This is a genomic window from Ureibacillus sp. GCM10028918, from assembly GCF_042666115.1.
Classification (GTDB): Bacteria; Bacillota; Bacilli; order Bacillales_A; family Planococcaceae; genus Ureibacillus.
In genome coordinates, this window is the sequence record NZ_JBHTFK010000017.1 from 372,206 (window position 1) to 388,180 (window position 15,975).

At 36.1% G+C, this 15,975-nt stretch carries 12 protein-coding genes; 2 read left to right on the forward strand and 10 right to left on the reverse strand.

Annotation, left to right across the window (positions count from 1 at the left end):
• Window positions 1–134 precede the first annotated feature (134 nt).
• From ACFQU5_RS14645 to dapF, 4 genes are all read right to left on the reverse strand, one after another.
• Entirely contained in the window at window positions 135–1,538 is a 1,404-nt protein-coding gene (locus ACFQU5_RS14645) for a sensor histidine kinase (RefSeq protein WP_390289110.1), read from the reverse strand.
• Window positions 1,535–2,215, reverse strand: coding sequence for a response regulator transcription factor (locus tag ACFQU5_RS14650; RefSeq protein WP_390289113.1), 681 nt, complete (start codon window positions 2,213–2,215; stop codon window positions 1,535–1,537). Before ACFQU5_RS14650 ends, ACFQU5_RS14645 begins: the two co-directional genes overlap by 4 nt.
• Window positions 2,216–2,285: 70 nt before the next feature.
• A complete protein-coding gene (locus tag ACFQU5_RS14655) occupies window positions 2,286–4,319 on the reverse strand; it encodes a diguanylate cyclase domain-containing protein (protein ID WP_390289117.1) in 2,034 nt (677 codons plus the stop codon).
• 22 nt (window positions 4,320–4,341) lie between these two features.
• A complete protein-coding gene (dapF, locus tag ACFQU5_RS14660) occupies window positions 4,342–5,307 on the reverse strand; it encodes a diaminopimelate epimerase (RefSeq protein WP_390289120.1) in 966 nt (321 codons plus the stop codon).
• A 339-nt stretch (window positions 5,308–5,646) separates the two neighbouring features.
• Here dapF and ACFQU5_RS14665 point away from each other — a divergent pair, with 339 nt between their 5' ends.
• Window positions 5,647–6,195 carry a GNAT family N-acetyltransferase gene (locus ACFQU5_RS14665; RefSeq protein WP_390289123.1) on the forward strand — a complete coding sequence of 183 codons (549 nt, stop codon included), beginning with the start codon at window positions 5,647–5,649 and terminating at the stop codon, window positions 6,193–6,195.
• A gap of 722 nt (window positions 6,196–6,917) precedes the next feature.
• On the opposite strand, the gene ACFQU5_RS14670 is transcribed toward ACFQU5_RS14665, so the two are convergent.
• From ACFQU5_RS14670 to ACFQU5_RS14695, 6 genes are all read right to left on the reverse strand, one after another.
• Window positions 6,918–8,000: an undecaprenyldiphospho-muramoylpentapeptide beta-N-acetylglucosaminyltransferase gene (locus ACFQU5_RS14670; protein WP_390289126.1), complete on the reverse strand. Its 1,083-nt coding sequence runs from the start codon at window positions 7,998–8,000 to the stop codon at window positions 6,918–6,920.
• A gap of 1,072 nt (window positions 8,001–9,072) precedes the next feature.
• Window positions 9,073–9,963 (reverse strand): CAP domain-containing protein, encoded by an 891-nt coding sequence (locus tag ACFQU5_RS14675; RefSeq protein WP_390289129.1) that lies wholly within the window; start codon window positions 9,961–9,963, stop codon window positions 9,073–9,075.
• Window positions 9,964–10,197: 234 nt separating this feature from the next.
• Window positions 10,198–11,100 (reverse strand): CobW family GTP-binding protein, encoded by a 903-nt coding sequence (locus tag ACFQU5_RS14680; protein WP_390289132.1) that lies wholly within the window; start codon window positions 11,098–11,100, stop codon window positions 10,198–10,200.
• Between the two features lie 128 nt (window positions 11,101–11,228).
• A complete protein-coding gene (locus ACFQU5_RS14685; protein WP_390289136.1) occupies window positions 11,229–12,728 on the reverse strand; it encodes a lmo1851 family serine protease in 1,500 nt (499 codons plus the stop codon).
• Window positions 12,729–12,903: 175 nt separating this feature from the next.
• Window positions 12,904–13,608, reverse strand: coding sequence for a purine-nucleoside phosphorylase (gene deoD, locus ACFQU5_RS14690; RefSeq protein WP_390289138.1), 705 nt, complete (start codon window positions 13,606–13,608; stop codon window positions 12,904–12,906).
• A 120-nt stretch (window positions 13,609–13,728) separates the two neighbouring features.
• Complete coding sequence (locus ACFQU5_RS14695; protein WP_390289140.1) at window positions 13,729–13,950, reverse strand: YozE family protein; 222 nt, start codon at window positions 13,948–13,950, stop codon at window positions 13,729–13,731.
• Window positions 13,951–14,081: 131 nt separating this feature from the next.
• On the opposite strand from ACFQU5_RS14695, the gene ACFQU5_RS14700 reads away from it, so the two are divergent.
• A complete protein-coding gene (locus tag ACFQU5_RS14700) occupies window positions 14,082–15,803 on the forward strand; it encodes a methyl-accepting chemotaxis protein (RefSeq protein ID WP_390289143.1) in 1,722 nt (573 codons plus the stop codon).
• Window positions 15,804–15,975 lie beyond the last annotated feature (172 nt).

The following is a 15,975-nucleotide window of genomic DNA, read 5'->3' on the forward strand; positions in this document are numbered from 1 at the left end:
ATTAATTAAAATGAAGAACGTATTTTTTCCATTTCAATCTTACTACTCTTCACAAAAAATACAACTATTTTTCACGAAATCAGCATTTTTTTTTGACAAATCAACTATTTTCAGTAACGGAATATTAAATTCTACTAAAAAACATTAAATTTCAAAGTAAAAGTTGTCCCTTTTCCTAACACACTTGCGACTTCTATTTCGGTTTGATACTTCTCTGCCAGCATCTTGGTAATACTTAATCCAAGACCTGTTCCTCCACCATTATGTTCCCTGGATACATCCACTCGGTAAAACCTGTCAAAAATAAATGGCAGGTTGTCTTTCGAAATACCAATCCCGTTATCTTTAATCGTTATAAATATGCTTTCAGTTAAATAATGAACATCAATATCAATAATAGGTGTTTTTTCGTTATACCGAATTCCGTTTTCAATAATATTGCGCAAAATTTGGGCCAATGCATTTTCTGTAATATTCGGTTGCTTGACTTTACCATTTTCTACAATATTAAGCATCGCTTCAGGATAAATAATGTGCAGCTCGTCCATAACAGATGTTAATACATTTTTAACGTTAGCCATTGCCTCTAGATCTCGCTCTTCTTTTCTAGCTAAATCTAATAGTTCTTCAATCATTTTTTTCATTCGCGTCACTTCTACTAATGAAGTATTTAAAGATTCCTCTAATACATCAGGGTCATTTTTCCCCCATCGTTGAATTAATGATAAATGCCCTTCAATTGCTTGAATAGGTGTTCGTAATTCATGAGAAGCATCCGACACAAATTGTTGTTGTTTGGCAAAGGAATTTTCCAGGTCTTCCATCATGGATACGTAAAGTTTAAGCAAATCCCCAATTTCATCATCCGCATCATAGGTAAAGTTTATCTTATCTTCAAACCCTTTTTTTTGAATCGATAACATAGAATCCCTTAGATCTTGTAATGGCCTAATTAAAACATTTGCTAAATAATAGCCCATAAACCCAGCCATTAGGATTGCTCCAAATCCAGCAATTAACATAGTTGTGATAATATATTCCATCATCGAATGAAAAGTTGATAAAGGGTGAATTAACTGCAATATGCCTGTGAAATTTCCAATCGAAACAACCTTATTCACGACAAATACTTCCTCGCGATCAACTTGCTTTTTGGACACTATCAAATCATCCATCTGCTCGAAAGTTATATCTAGCGGCAATGCTGAATTGACATTATTAATCTGCAACACCTCATAGCCATCAAAGTTGAAGATTCGAACCGTCTGATTTTGATTTACTATTGCTTTTGATAATCCTGTATTTCTTTGAAAATCTTGAATCGAAATAGAGTTGTCCTGTGAGCTAAAAAACGAAGTTAAATCATCCGCAGTTCTAATGGCATTATTCTCTTCATTCTGGATTAGCCAGGAATAAAGCGCAATATAAATAACACTACATATAACTGCATAACTTATAAAAATGACAATTGCAGTTGAAATTGTCCATTTCTTTTTTAAGGATTGGTTTTTTGGGAGGAGTTCTTTTATTTTTTTCATTCCCTCACCACATAACCTACTCCACGTACTGTTTCAATATAAGGCTCAAGTTCAGTTTTTAACTTAGCACGCAGGTGTCGAATATACACGTCTACTACATTTGTTTCTACTTCTGTAGAATATCCCCAAACAGTTTGCAGGATTAACTCTCTTTCACAGACGCGATTTTTATTTTCACATAATAGTTTTAATAAATCATACTCCGTTTTCGTTAATTCAAGTTTTTTATTTTCAAAGATTACCTCGTAAGATTTTGGATTAATAATGATATCCCGTACTTTGATTAAATCATTCTCAACTTCCTCTGTATTTGTACCAATCCTTCTAAGCACTGAACGAATTCTTGCTAGCAATTCTTCAATTGCAAAAGGCTTTACAATATAATCATCTGCCCCTGCATCCAAACCCGCTACTCGATCCATTACAGCATCCCGAGCAGTAATGAGCAGGATAGGAACATCTGATTGCGCGCGAATTCTACGGCAAATTTCAATGCCGTTTAAACCAGGGAGCATAACATCAAGCAATAGACAATCAAATGTATGTTCTAACGCTTTATTTAATCCTTCCCTACCATCGTGTGATACAATCACTTCAAATTGTTCGTGTTTCAATTCCAGTTCAATAAAACGGGCGATATTTTTCTCATCTTCTACCAGTAATATCTTTTTCTGCATTTAATCACCTTCTAAACAAATATATAAAATGCCTCTTTTTAAGTTTATCTTAAAAAGAGGCATTAACAAACTATAACAGTTCAGGATTATAAATATAATAATTGTTTTTTGATGTCATTTTTACGTTATATAGGGCTTTATCAGAATTGGATAATAATTTTTCAAGGCTTACTCCATGGTCTGGATAAAATGCAATGCCAATAGAGGCTGTCGGTGCAAATAATTGTTTTGAAATCGACCAGCCCTGCTGTAAATTGTCGTTGATTCTTTCAATAATTTGTTTCACTTGTTGTTTTCGCTTTATTTTATCTCGATTGAGTCCCGTTAAGATAATGGTGAATTCATCTCCACCCATCCGAACAACTAAATCATTTGCACGAACACTTCTCATTAACGCTTTTCCAAACTGAACAATAAATTCGTCTCCAACATCGTGGCCAAATTGATCATTTACATTTTTAAAATCATCGCCATCAACATAAAGAACAGCTAAAGATTCCGAACTTATATCTGAAACCTCTACTATACGCGGAAACTCATTATGTAGATATCGGCGGTTTGGTAATTGAGTAAGCGAATCATGGAAAGCTAGAAAAGAAAGTTGATTTTCTTTTTCTTTTCTTTCGTTGATTTCACGAGCAACCATAATGATCTGACTCCCGCGTTTACGTAAATAATCATTCACCACTGTATAATTACATTCAGTCCAAAATTTCTCTCCATTTTTCGATTCATGGATGAGGTCAATTTTCGAATTATTACGATTCCCCATGCCAATCAATTCATGGTTCCATTTTTCTTTACTTTCAGAAGTTAAAACACTTGTATAGAATTGACCGAGCAATTCCTCTTTCTTAAAGCCAAGTTTATTCGTATAAGCAGTAGATACATATAAAATAATGCCATCTTCATTTGTCACAACGATCATGTCATTAGTATTTTCCGTGATCAGTCTGAACATATGTTCAATATTTTGTAGTTCAGTCATCATTCTTTTCTTTTCAGAGATATCATAATATACGTTAATATATTGTTTAATCTTTCCGTCTTCGTCAAAAAACGGGATAATTGTTGTGTCAGCCCAATAAGGAGCACCATATTTAGTGCGATTACAAATTTCCCCTCGCCAAATTTCTCCCTTTTGAACTTTAGCAAAAATATTATCGAAAAATTCCTTGGAATGCGTACGTGAGTCAATCAATTCTAATGAATTACCGATTAGTTCTTCCCGTGAAAAGCCCATTTGCTGTACAAAACGATCATTAACCTCTAATACCTCGCAATTATGGTCCATGATTGTAATTTCTGCAACACTATTGATGGCAGATTGGAAATTAGAGAGTCCTACAGAGGTCGTACGCAATTCTTTCTCTTGCAGAATCAGCTGCGTCACATCTTGTAAAATAATGAAAACTGCTATAACGTTCTCATCTTGTAATAATGGCGAAAAAGTTGCAGTAAAACTTCTTTGTTTTTCATCTTTATTTATGAATGTCAAAAGTTTAGAGGTTAACCCATTTCCTTTGTATGCCTCATCTAAATAGTGTTTTAGTTGGTTACCATTCCCGATGAGAGGCAACTCAAAAATATCTGCTAATCGAACCTCATCAATATTCAAATTAAAATCTTCTAAAAATTGAGGATTGGCTTCCAGAAGTCTCCCCTCTTTCGAAACCAATACTGTCGATAAGAACGTGTTAAAGAATATAGAACGCATGAATAGGTACTTATTTTCTAAATCGCGATCAAAAGCTATTTCTTTCGTTAGCGCTAAAATGTACGTACGATTTTCATCGAAAATAGGAATGACTGTCGTTTCATATTTTTTTACCTCAGAAAGGACATAGATATAATCCTGATAACTCACTTGTTCCATATTTTCTACCGCTTTGTGATAATTACTAGTAATTGTTTCACAATCGGGATTTTTCATTACCTCAGCAATCGTTTTACCAATTACCTTTTCTGAAAGCAAATCTATTGATGATTTATTTAAATGGATATAACGATAGTCGTCTCCGTCTTTTTCCATAAAATAAACAAAATCCCTGCTATTCTCAAAGAGCAAATCAAATTGAATCTTTGAAAAGCTTTGTAAAGACATTGACCACACCTCCTTTACATCATTAAGAAGCAAAAGAAGCGGTCTCCTTCTTAACAAGTTCAAGACATTTTTCGTATTGTTTTTGTTCTTCTGTTTCATCAAAACTCACAAATTTATATTGATTGTCCGTAGTATCAAGAATATAAGAAGCAGTAACTGTTGCGTTCCCGATTAGTGTTAATTTATATTCATCTCCAAGAATTTTCACTTCACATTTCACAAAACCTCCAGGATTGAATACAGTAATTACATCATCCTCGACAATTCCATTTAGCTTCGAAACAAGTGCCGAAGCGGTCATCGCTGTCCCGCAAGCATTGGTAAATCCAACACCCCGTTCAAATGTACGAACAAAAATAGTGTCATTTTTCATTGGATACACATAACTTACGTTTACGCCATCCTTACAATATTCGTTTTCACTATTTAAATTGTGAGCTAAATTCTGCTGATGAAAGTTATTTGCAATATCCTCGCGTTCCACAATTCCGATTAAATGCGGGTTAGGAACCGAAACAGCTGTGAAAGGAATGGTTTGTGAGAATTCCGGAATCACTTGATGACGAATTTCAGTTTGTTCTTTATACTCCATTGGTAGACTAGTTAAAGAAAAGTGGACTGGAGAAATTTCAACAGCATATGTCGGAATTTCTTCAAATAATGGTGATTCTTTTCGTACAAGTAAATTTGCTTTCATTGTTTCAACGATTGCTTCTTCTTTTCCAAGATTGTCACACACAAACCTTGCCACGCATCGGAGACCATTACCACACATTGAAGCTTCAGAACCGTCGGCATTGATTACTCGCATTTTTGCATCTGCCGATATCGAAGGTAAAACTAGTAGTAAACCATCTGCACCATTATGGTTATTTTTTTGACAAAGCCACTTCGTCAACTCTGCCCAATTGAATTCATTTTCATTATCAGTATTATATAAGTAAAATGTATTGCCGGAACCATGTACTTTTAAAAATGTTCTTTTCACATTGGTCGCTCCCTATTTATCTTTTCTTCTATCATAATTGTAAATTAATCGCGAATCAACTTAATAAATTTAATAATTTTTTTATAATTTGTTCACAATTTTTAAAGAGAAAAAATTGTATTTTTAGAAGAAAATTGTTGTATAAAAACGTATTTTTATAATATGATGTTTATAGAAAACATTTATTAAAATAGTATTTTTGTCACTAATTTTGAGAAACTACAAATCTTCACAAATATTTGTTTGACGTCTAGTTCCTTTAGGTATATTATTTCAAATGTTGCCTTGTAACAAAGTAATTTTCAGATTTGCAACTATCCTAAAAAGGAGGCGTTTCATTTGTTAAAGTATAGAGACCTTTCAGAAACAAATGAGTTATTCCAATTAATGATTCACCCAACAGTTTTCCCTTATGTTCGTCATAAAGCAAACTCACAAGAAGAGTATCTATTTATAACGAAACAATTATTAGAAGAAGAACAACTAGGAAAGACTATCTCAAGAACGATAACCGATGACTGGGGTCAACCAATTGGAACTATCACTTTATATGATATTCAAGATGGAGCTGGCTTCCTTGGAACATGGATAGGTGTACCTTTTCAAGGTAAAGGTTATAATCAAGCTGCAAAATATGAATTTCTTAAAGAACTCTTTTTCGAAAAAGACATTCATACAGTATTTTTACGCATTCGAAAAGAAAATGAAAAATCAAAACGCGCAGCACTTAAATTACCTTATGTAATGGATGCTACAGAATGTAACCCCGCACTCTACGAAGAGATCAATACTGGTGAAACTAAATTTGATTTATATAAAATTCCAAGAGACTTATTCTATATTGTATCAGCAAACGACCAATCAAACGAAGAAGAACAAGCAATGTAAGCCTTGTTTTTTATCTATATATTTTTTTCCAATTATAAAGCTGCCTGGAAATTATTTCTGGGCAGCTTTTTTGTCTTTGTAATATGAAGGCTTTTTCACATGACCCATCACGAAAATGTACGCCATTCTAATTATGAGAGACATTTTTCATCGGGATTATCTTGAGGTATACTTCATCTTGCTTATGAAAGTCATTTTCCATCGGTATCATCTCTAAAAGGTTCTTCATCCTGACTATGAAAGACATTTTTTATTGGAATCGTTCCTGAAAGGTTCTTCATCCCGCTTATGAAAGAGTGCTTTCATTTGAATCGTCCCTAAATGGTTCTTCATCCTGCTTATGAAAGACGTTTTTCATTGAAATCGTCCCTAAAAGGTTCTTCATCCTGCTTATGAAAGACATTTTTCATCGAAATCGTTCCTAAAAGGTTCTTCATCCTGCTTATGAAGGACATTTTTCATTGGAATCGTTCGTAAAAGGTTCTTCATCCTGACTATGAAAGACATTTTTCATTGGAATCGTTCCTAAAAGGTTCTTCATCCTGCTTATGAAGGACATTTTTTATTGGAATCGTTCCTAAAAGGTTCTTCATCCCGCTTATGAAAGAGTGTTTTCATTTGAATCGTCCCTAAAAGGTTCTTCATCCTGCCTATGAAAGACAATATTCACCGAACTCACCACAAAATGCTCTTCATCCCGCTTATGAAAGATACTATTTCTCTTAAAGTTGTTTCTCATGTTGAAGAATTAAACGTACCATTTCAGCCGGAGTTTTTGGACTTTCAGCTTTTTTCATCGCATCTACATACTCGTTACTTCTATTCGATAGAGTATTAATTGCCTTCATAAACGTACTCTTAGAAAGCATCTCTTCTTCCAATACATGGGCAAAGCCTTGACGTTCAAAGATATTGGCGTTCAAGATTTGATCTCCGCGGCTTTTGGAAGCAGATAGAGGTATAAGGAGCATTGGCTTCTTCAGAGCTAAAAATTCAAAAATAGAATTCGAGCCTGCTCGAGACACGACTAAATCAGCAGCATACAGTAAATCCGGCAGCTCATTTGTTACGTAATCAAATTGCTTATATCCTTTTAAACTCTCTAAAGTAGAATCTACATTCCCTTTTCCACAAAGGTGAATTACATTATAAGCTGCAAGCAGTTCAGGTAAATTACTTCTTAAGGAGTCATTTAGTACAACAGAGCCTAAACTGCCACCCATGACAAGCAGAACTTTCTTGTCGTCCGTAAAACCGCAAAGCTTTTTGCCTCTTGCTGCATTTCCTTTAAACAATTGCTCCCGAACGATTGAACCCGTACATGTTGCTTTCTCACTCGGTAAATACTTCAATGTATCTTGGAAAATAGTGAACACATGGGATGCAAAAGGTAGTGCAATTTTATTTGCAAGACCTGGGCTTACATCCGACTCGTGTATGACTACTGGAATTTTAGCTAACTTAGCTGCTACTACCACAGGTACTGAAACAAAGCCACCCTTTGAAAAAATCATTGCTGGTTTCACTTTTCGTATAACAGAAAACGCCTGACCAACTCCTGCTAACACTTTAAAAGGATCGGTAAAGTTTTTCATTGAAAAATAACGGCGCAATTTCCCGCTTGCGATACTATGATAAGGTATTTCAGGGAAGCTTTGAGTGATTAATTCTTTTTCAATTCCATCATTTGAACCAATATAGTAAACTTTATACCCTTCCATTAATAAAGATGGAATAATGGCCTGGTTCAATGAAACATGCCCTGCAGTTCCGCCACCCGTTAAAATAATTGATTTTTGTTTCACAAGACAATCTCCTATCTAAATACAGCTAAATTGTATTTCACTTAAATTTATATGATTACAAAAGAATATAATGAAAAATCATTCAGTAATTTATCAATAATCCTTCCATTTTAGTCAATATTGTATCATATTTCATAGTACGAACCATCCTTATAGTGGAATAAAACAAAAAATAGTAAAGTGCAGTGGGAAGCAAGATAAATTTAAACGGCGTATTGCTGTTTGGTAAATTTGCAGACAATGAGACGGCTTCTTGTCAACAGATAATCTCATTTTGTAATTTTTCCGGGAAGCGACAACTCTTCTCGTTGACCGGTATGCTCTCCTTTTCACTTTTTGAGGCACCTACGATTCCTCTCGAGGACTGGTATGCTCTAATTTTCACTTTTCGGGGCAACGATGACTCTTCTCGCGGACCGATCTGCTCTCCTTTTCACTTTTCGAGGAAGCGACGACTCTTCTCGCGGACCAATCTGCTCTCCTTTTCACTTTTCGGGGCAACAATCACTCTTCTCGCTGACCGATCTGCTCTCCTTTTCACTTTTCGAGGAGGCGACGACTCTTCTCGCTGTCCGATGTGCCCTCCCTTTTAGTTTTCGGGCAACACATCTCTTCTCGCTGACCCGTAAACCCTACTTTTTGCTTTTCAAGGAATCGATATCTCTTCTCGCTGACCCGTAAACCCTACTTTTTGCTTTTCAAGGAATCGATATCTCCTCTCGCTGACCGATGTGCTCTCCTTTTCACTTTTCGGGGAAGCGATATCACCTCACGCTGACCGGTGTGCTCCCCTTTTCACTTTTCGGGGCTACGACAACATTTAGCTGGACGATAAATGCCTATATTCATTACAGTTCATTGACAACATGATTTTCAGTAACGTCAGTAATTCTTAATACTAATTTATTCAATCTAGCAAGAACTAACTTTTATCCAATCTAGCAAGAAAACTTTTTATCAACCAATTATCGGGCCTGAATTTCTTCAACTATCAATGGAATCAAAATTTTTAGCCAGACAAAAAACCGAGCAAGAGTTTACCCTTTGCTCGGTACTACGGGGGAAATATTAATTACATTTGGATAAATTGTTGAGTCCAATAGTTACCGTCCTCAACATAGCCTACCCCAATATGAGTGTAGCTGCCGTTTAAAATATTGGCACGGTGACCTTCCGAATTCATCCAAGCTTGTACAACTTCTTCAGGCGTTCTTTGACCTTGTGCGATATTTTCACCTGCAGCACGGTACGTAATACCCGCTGCTTTTATCTGGTCAAATGGACTACCGTAAGTAGGACTTGTATGTGAGAAATAATTATTTGACGCCATATCTTGGGATTTTGCATGAGCAACCTTCATTAAAGGCGCGTAAGTCTTCAAGGGTGCAAGACCCTGTTTAGCACGCTCTGCATTCGTTAATTTCACAACTTTCGTTTCAAAGGCTGAAACAGAATCCTCTTCTGCTACCGGTGCCGCAGGTTTTGTTGTATCTACCTTTTCTTCAGTTGGAACTGAAGGTGTTGTCGGAGCTACTGTTGCAGGAGCCTGTGGTACTTCAACTTCTTCTTGTTCCATACTAGGTTCTGGTGATTCTGGAACTGCCGTTTCTGGAGTTTCCACCTCATCAATAGTAGGTTCATCTTCTGAAGGTGCTGTAGGTGCTGCTGTTCCTTCTGAATACTTGCTGTTATATTCATTTAATTGTTCTGTAATTAGTTTTTCTAAGTTCACTTTTGAGATTTGATGTTTATTAGATAATTCTTTCAAACTATGAATATTTGTGTAAGTAAAGTCATTCTTAAAATCTGCTAAAAGGTTTTCATACAGATTCTTATTACCATCTTTCACTTCATATTTTACGAAGTTATCTTGAGCTTCCTCCTGATTAGATGCAGCATCTGCTGCCTGAGCTTGTGTTGAGATTAAACCAAGTGCACAAAATGTGATAAACCATTTTTTCATTTTGTATTCCTCCTCTCGCAATTAATCATATACTAGAATAATTGAAAAAAAGGAACCATATCTTGGTTACACTACCAACTCAAACTTCACATCCCGTAAAATTAAAGGTTAACAACATATTAGACAGGAACGTATTTCCTGCAAAAGTAATACTTACAACTGAAAAGCTATTGACAAATTTTCGAGATTACTATAAAATGCAAAACCTTAACTTATATGACAGATACATTACATTTACTTATCCCCAATCACATCAATTTGTTGAATGTTCTCACCAATCATTACGATCTTGGGTGGCATGTTGATATATTCAGGAAACCATTGTACTAATCCGTATGCATATTGGAAAACAAAAGGAGTTCTTATACCTTTAATCGGTACATAGCCTTTAATTCGATAAACCGTCGATGGGAGTGAACGGACCCATTCTTCAAATTCTTCTTGTGAAAAACTTTGTTTAAGCTCTACTAATCTGGAGCTTAAATGCAGATTGGAACCGATTTTGGCAGATTGAACCTCTTCCTTCGAAGCTTGTGCAGTTGCCTGTAAATTTTCAAGCAAGTTTAATGGCACCTTTCCATTAGTCGTTTGTAAGATAAATGCATTTGTGTTTACACCTTGCATTTCAAAAACTACTTTTGCCTGCTCAGCTTCTGTAAGCAGATCCATTTTATTAGCTAGCAGAAGATGGGCATGACGAATTTGTTCTATAAATAAACTTCTAACTTGAGGGGTTAGCGCTGCACGATTGAGCCAAAGCTTACTATCCGCGACGGTTACAATCCCCTTAATATTCAGGGACTCAGCAAACAAAGGCGAATAAACTGCATCCAACGCTTCCACTGGGTGTGCAGCACCGGTTGTTTCGATTATCAGAACATCAAATTCGTTATCTGCCAACAGGGATTGAATTTGAGCTTCTGTTTTTTCTGCACCTGAACAACAAATACACCCTTCAAGCATCTCTTTTAAAGGAATTTCTTCATCTACAGCTTGTGAATCAAATGGCAGCTTCCCCAGTTCATTCATAATAACGGCAGGTTTTAAGCCTTTTTCTTTGAATTGCTTAAGAACATTAGTAAGCATTGATGTTTTTCCACTGCCTAAAAAACCGCTGAATAAATATACATCCTTCATTTGAACACTTCCTTCATAAATTTGTTATGTCATTCGAGCAAAGTCTTTCTTATGACAAAAAGGAAGAGCTGACAATTGCTCAAAAATTGAACAAAAGCAGCCCTCTTACGTAAAACCTATTCATACAACTATTCGTTCGTAGCTGTTAATAATTCTTTCGCTTTTAAAATATGTGGATCCTCGTTGTTGATTTTCTCTCTAATCGCATCCATTAATGCAAAAGTCGTTTCGCCAACAAGCACTCCGTTTTTATCCAATTGTTGATCAGCCTGGAATTGTTCTACTGCTGTTTTAGTTGATTGATCGAAAGTTTCATCAATTGTTCCAACTTCATATCCTAGTGCGCTTAAAATCTGTTCTGCAGAACCAACTGAAGGTGAAACATTACCAATAGCAAATTCAGTCTCCGGATTAATATAAGTAGCTGTTGCGTATTCTGGATATTCAACCACTTCATCTGGTTTAATTCCTTTTTCGTTAATCCAGTTCCCGTTTGGCGTTAGCCATTTGCCCGTTGTATATTTTAGATTTGCACCGTCTTGTAAATAGCTTACTGTTTGAACTGTTCCTTTACCGAATGAATCTAAACCAACAAGCTTGGCACCTGCTGACTCACTTAAAGCACCAGCCAAGATTTCTGAAGCAGAAGCGCTGCCATTATCGATTAACACCACAACTGGTTGTTCATACTTCTTGCCGCCTTCAGCCAGCATTACTTCTGCATCCCCTTCACGACCTTGCAATTGAACAATAGGTTTCCCTTCATCAAGGAAAAGGTTAGCAATATCAATTGCAGAGGTTAAAAAGCCTCCTGGGTTTTGACGAACGTCTAAAATAATGCTCTTCATTCCATCGGCATCAAATTCTTCTAAGAATTTCACTAACTCACCATAAGTTTGTTCACTAAAAGATGTAATTTGAATATGGGCAATTTTGTCCTCTCCCATTTCACCGTACACAGTTTCTATCGGAATATCGTCACGAATAATCGTAATTTCGATTAACTCTTCAGATTCTCCTCGTTGGATTGTTAACTTAACTGGAGTTCCCTTTTCACCTCGGATTAATAACACCGCCTCGGATGCACTCATCCCCTGGATACTTTCCCCATCTACCGTAAGAATCATATCTTCTGGCAGAATCCCTGCTTTTTCTGCAGGCGAGTTTTTGATTGGTGACACAACGACAATATTTCCATTGCGTTCTTGAATTTCTGCACCAATACCTTGGAAACTTGAGGAAAGATCTGTATTAAATTGTTCAGCTTGAACCACATCCATATAATCTGAATATGGGTCTTCTAATGCGTCGAACATTCCATTAATCGCACCCGTAATAACTGCCTCTTCATCAATCTCGACGTAATACTTGCTTTTTAGTTCATCGTAGGCATCGTATAGCTCGGTAAATTCCTCTCTTTCTTCAGGAACAGATACCTCTACTACTTTCTGCTCTCCGAAAGTCAATGCAAGAATTGTTAGACCTGCTGTTAATAAAATCGTTAAGAACATCAGCATGATGAAGGCAAATGGCTTAATGCGTATAAATTTTTTGGCTGGTTTTAATTGTTCTTCTTGCTGTCCATTTTGTTCGGTTTTCTCAAATCCTTGTTGGTTTTGATCGTCCATCTAATTCACCACTCTCATTTTTACACAAACGTAAAAGATTCTGCTTTAATTCCCCCATAAATCGAAGGCAAACTTGCTGGATACAGTTTAACATCCCTCTCGAATTTACGTAAAGAAAGACTGTCAATTTATAGACAGCCTTACCAAAAGAAATATGCAAAGCGCTTGAAATACATTACTCTTGAATTGCAGCCTCTAATGCTACGACGATCATATCGTTGAATGTAGTTTGTCGTTCTTCAGAAGAAGTAGCCTCTCCTGTAATAATATGGTCAGAAACCGTTAGTACAGAAAGCGCTTTACGTCCAAATTTAGCAGCTAGTGTATAAAGAGCAGCAGATTCCATTTCAACAGCCAGAACACCGTAGCGAGCTAATTTTTCATTTTGATTTTCTTCTGAGTAGAACATATCGGCAGTAAAGATATTTCCTACTTTTAAATTTAAGCCAGCTTCAACCCCAGCGTTATAAGCCTTCAGCAATAAATCAAAGTCAGCTGTAGGAGCAAAATCAAGCCCATTGAAAATAATCTCGTTCATTTTTGAATCTGTCGAAGCAGATTGTGCAATAATGACGTCACGAACTTTCACATCTTTTTGGATTGCTCCACAAGTTCCGACACGGATTAATTTTTGTACTCCATATTCTTGCATTAACTCTGTTGCATAAATCGAAATTGACGGTACACCCATTCCTGTACCTTGTACAGAGACGCGTTTTCCTTTATATGTACCAGTATATCCAAACATATTACGAACTTCATTGTAGCAAGTTACATCTTCTAAAAACGTTTCAGCAATATATTTTGCACGTAATGGATCTCCAGGTAATAAAATTGTTTCTGCGATGTCACCTTGTTTAGCATTAATATGGATACTCATTAGCAATCCCTCTTTCCAAAATTATCTCATCTTAAAATATACTTGCTTTTTATGCTTTGTGCAATGATTTACCTTCTATTACACAATTTGCTTGAGTGGAAATTTAAAAAATTACTTTGCTTATTGGTATTTCGTTTGATATAGCTCCCATAATTCATCAAACACATGAGTTGTCATATGCTCGTCCGCTAGTGTCTCTATATAACTAGACAACTCTTCAAAGGAGGTACTTGCTTTAGGAAAACTATGATCTTGAAAAGCACCCTCTGCAAAAAGGGACTTGGAATCATTGGAATCTCCACCTCTATAGGACAGAATAAATAAATAAAAACTTTCAATCATTGGAACGCTCCTTACTTTCATCCTAAGTTATAATTTTAAACTTAGGACTTTCTACTTTTTTATCTAGTAAATTTTCTGAAAATAATGTAAAATTTTAAAATACGAATAATTAGAAAAAGTTGGTGATTTTGATGAAAAAAGGAAAAGCTAGGTTTTATCATTTAATTCGTGGAAGAGTAGTACTTCTATTCAGCATTTTACTTGCTATAATCATAGGAATGCAAACTTTATCTTATATTAATATTACGAATCTTCAAGATAGTTTATCGAATTTTGCTGATGAAAACCTTAAGGAACAAATTCAGATTAATAAGCTTGCAAGTGATATTTCACAATTGTCCAACTTCGAACAAGCTTATATTATCCACGCACAAGATGATATTTTGGACGATTATAATAACATGAAAGATTCAATTGATGAACACATGAAGGAACTGCAAATGATTTTTGAGAACCGACCAGAAGAAAAAGAGATGCTTACATTTATAGACCACTATTATGTTGTCTATGACAAATATTCTTCTGAAGTGATCGAGACAAGACGAGACTATGGTTTCATAACTGCCCAAAAAGTAATGGCTCAATATGATGCCGACAAACTTAAATCTTATATTAATGACTATACAGAACAATTAATTGCATTATTGGAAACAAAAAATATGGAAAAGATTACCGAGTTACAAGCATTTACAAAATTTACTCGCACCACTTTCAGTCTGCTGACGGCTTTAGCAGTAATTTTGACGATTTCTTTTGGTTATCTACTCTTTAAAAGCATTCGACAAAATACATATAAAATCAATCGCTCAATTTTAGAGATTGCCAAAGCGGGCGGAGATTTGACTCGCAGGGTAGAAATTAAGACGAAGGATGAATTTGCTCATATTGCTCATTCAACAAACTTTTTGATCGATTCCATTTCAAACCTAGTGAAAAAAGTATCTAATCTTGCCGAAAACGTTTCAGCGAGCTCTCAAGAATTAATGGCTCTAGCTGAGGAAAATTCAAAAACCATTATTGACATTGCCAGCAATTCACAAGAAATTGCTGCAGATAGTGACGATACACAATCTCGTACACATGCTTCCATCTTAAAAATGCAAGAGCTTGAACAATTGATGCATGACCTGGATTCCGAGGCAAACCGAGTAAAGCATTCAGCAGAAGAGATGGGTCATGCGGCAAAGTTAGGTAGCGACTCTGTTAAGCAATCTTCAGAAGTAATGCTTTCAATAGAAGAAATAATGGCCAATACCTCTACCACCGTGGAAGCGCTAGGTAAAAAGTCAAGAGATATTACATCTATTATAAGTACAATTACGGCAATTGCAGAACAAACCAATTTACTATCATTAAATGCCGCAATCGAGGCAGCTAGGGCGGGAGAACATGGTAAAGGATTTGCGGTTGTGGCCAATGAAGTAAGAAAGCTTGCAGACCAATCCCAAAATGCAGCAAACGAAGTAAAGGAAATCATATCGTCCATACACGGCGAAGTAGAGTCCATCATTTCTCAAAATCATCAGGGTGTACATACGGTTATTCGTGGTGTAGAAGTGACCAACGAAACAAATAAAGTTTTGCAAGATATTTTGAATCACACGATGACAACAAATAAAATAATCACTTCGATGGTCGATAATATATCGATTACTTTAGATACCAGCAGTAAAGTCGCTGTATCATTTGTCGAGGTGAATAATATTGCGGAAAATACAGCGATGAATACAGAAAAATCTGCCTCTGCTGCAGCACAAGGTTCAGCCTCTATGCAAGAAATTACGGCATCTACTACTGAATTAGCAAAACAAGCCGATGAATTACGCAATATTGTGAATGAGTTTAAGATTTGAGAACAAAAGCCAAAGCGCCATGCTTAGCCCTGCGTTGACGAAAACTCCACATCGTGTGTGAACGCCCACATGACTTACATCGTGTAAGCCTCAAGCTGCTTACGGGAACCTGACGAATGTGCTTACACATGTGGGAAGGTGCAGACCGCGATTTTGAGGGGCTGGGCGCTGA

Bases quoted from the DNA above. Each gene is read 5' to 3' on its own strand.
- ACFQU5_RS14645 (WP_390289110.1), bottom strand. From the start codon at position 1,538: ATGAAAAAAATAAAAGAACTCCTCCCAAAAAACCAATCCTTAAAAAAG.
- ACFQU5_RS14650 (WP_390289113.1), bottom strand. From the start codon at position 2,215: ATGCAGAAAAAGATATTACTGGTAGAAGATGAGAAAAATATCGCCCGT.
- ACFQU5_RS14655 (WP_390289117.1), bottom strand. From the start codon at position 4,319: ATGTCTTTACAAAGCTTTTCAAAGATTCAATTTGATTTGCTCTTTGAG.
- ACFQU5_RS14675 (WP_390289129.1), bottom strand. From the start codon at position 9,963: ATGAAAAAATGGTTTATCACATTTTGTGCACTTGGTTTAATCTCAACA.
- ACFQU5_RS14680 (WP_390289132.1), bottom strand. From the start codon at position 11,100: ATGAAGGATGTATATTTATTCAGCGGTTTTTTAGGCAGTGGAAAAACA.
- ACFQU5_RS14685 (WP_390289136.1), bottom strand. From the start codon at position 12,728: ATGGACGATCAAAACCAACAAGGATTTGAGAAAACCGAACAAAATGGA.
- deoD (WP_390289138.1), bottom strand. From the start codon at position 13,608: ATGAGTATCCATATTAATGCTAAACAAGGTGACATCGCAGAAACAATT.
- ACFQU5_RS14695 (WP_390289140.1), bottom strand. From the start codon at position 13,950: ATGATTGAAAGTTTTTATTTATTTATTCTGTCCTATAGAGGTGGAGAT.
- ACFQU5_RS14700 (WP_390289143.1), top strand. From the start codon at position 14,082: ATGAAAAAAGGAAAAGCTAGGTTTTATCATTTAATTCGTGGAAGAGTA.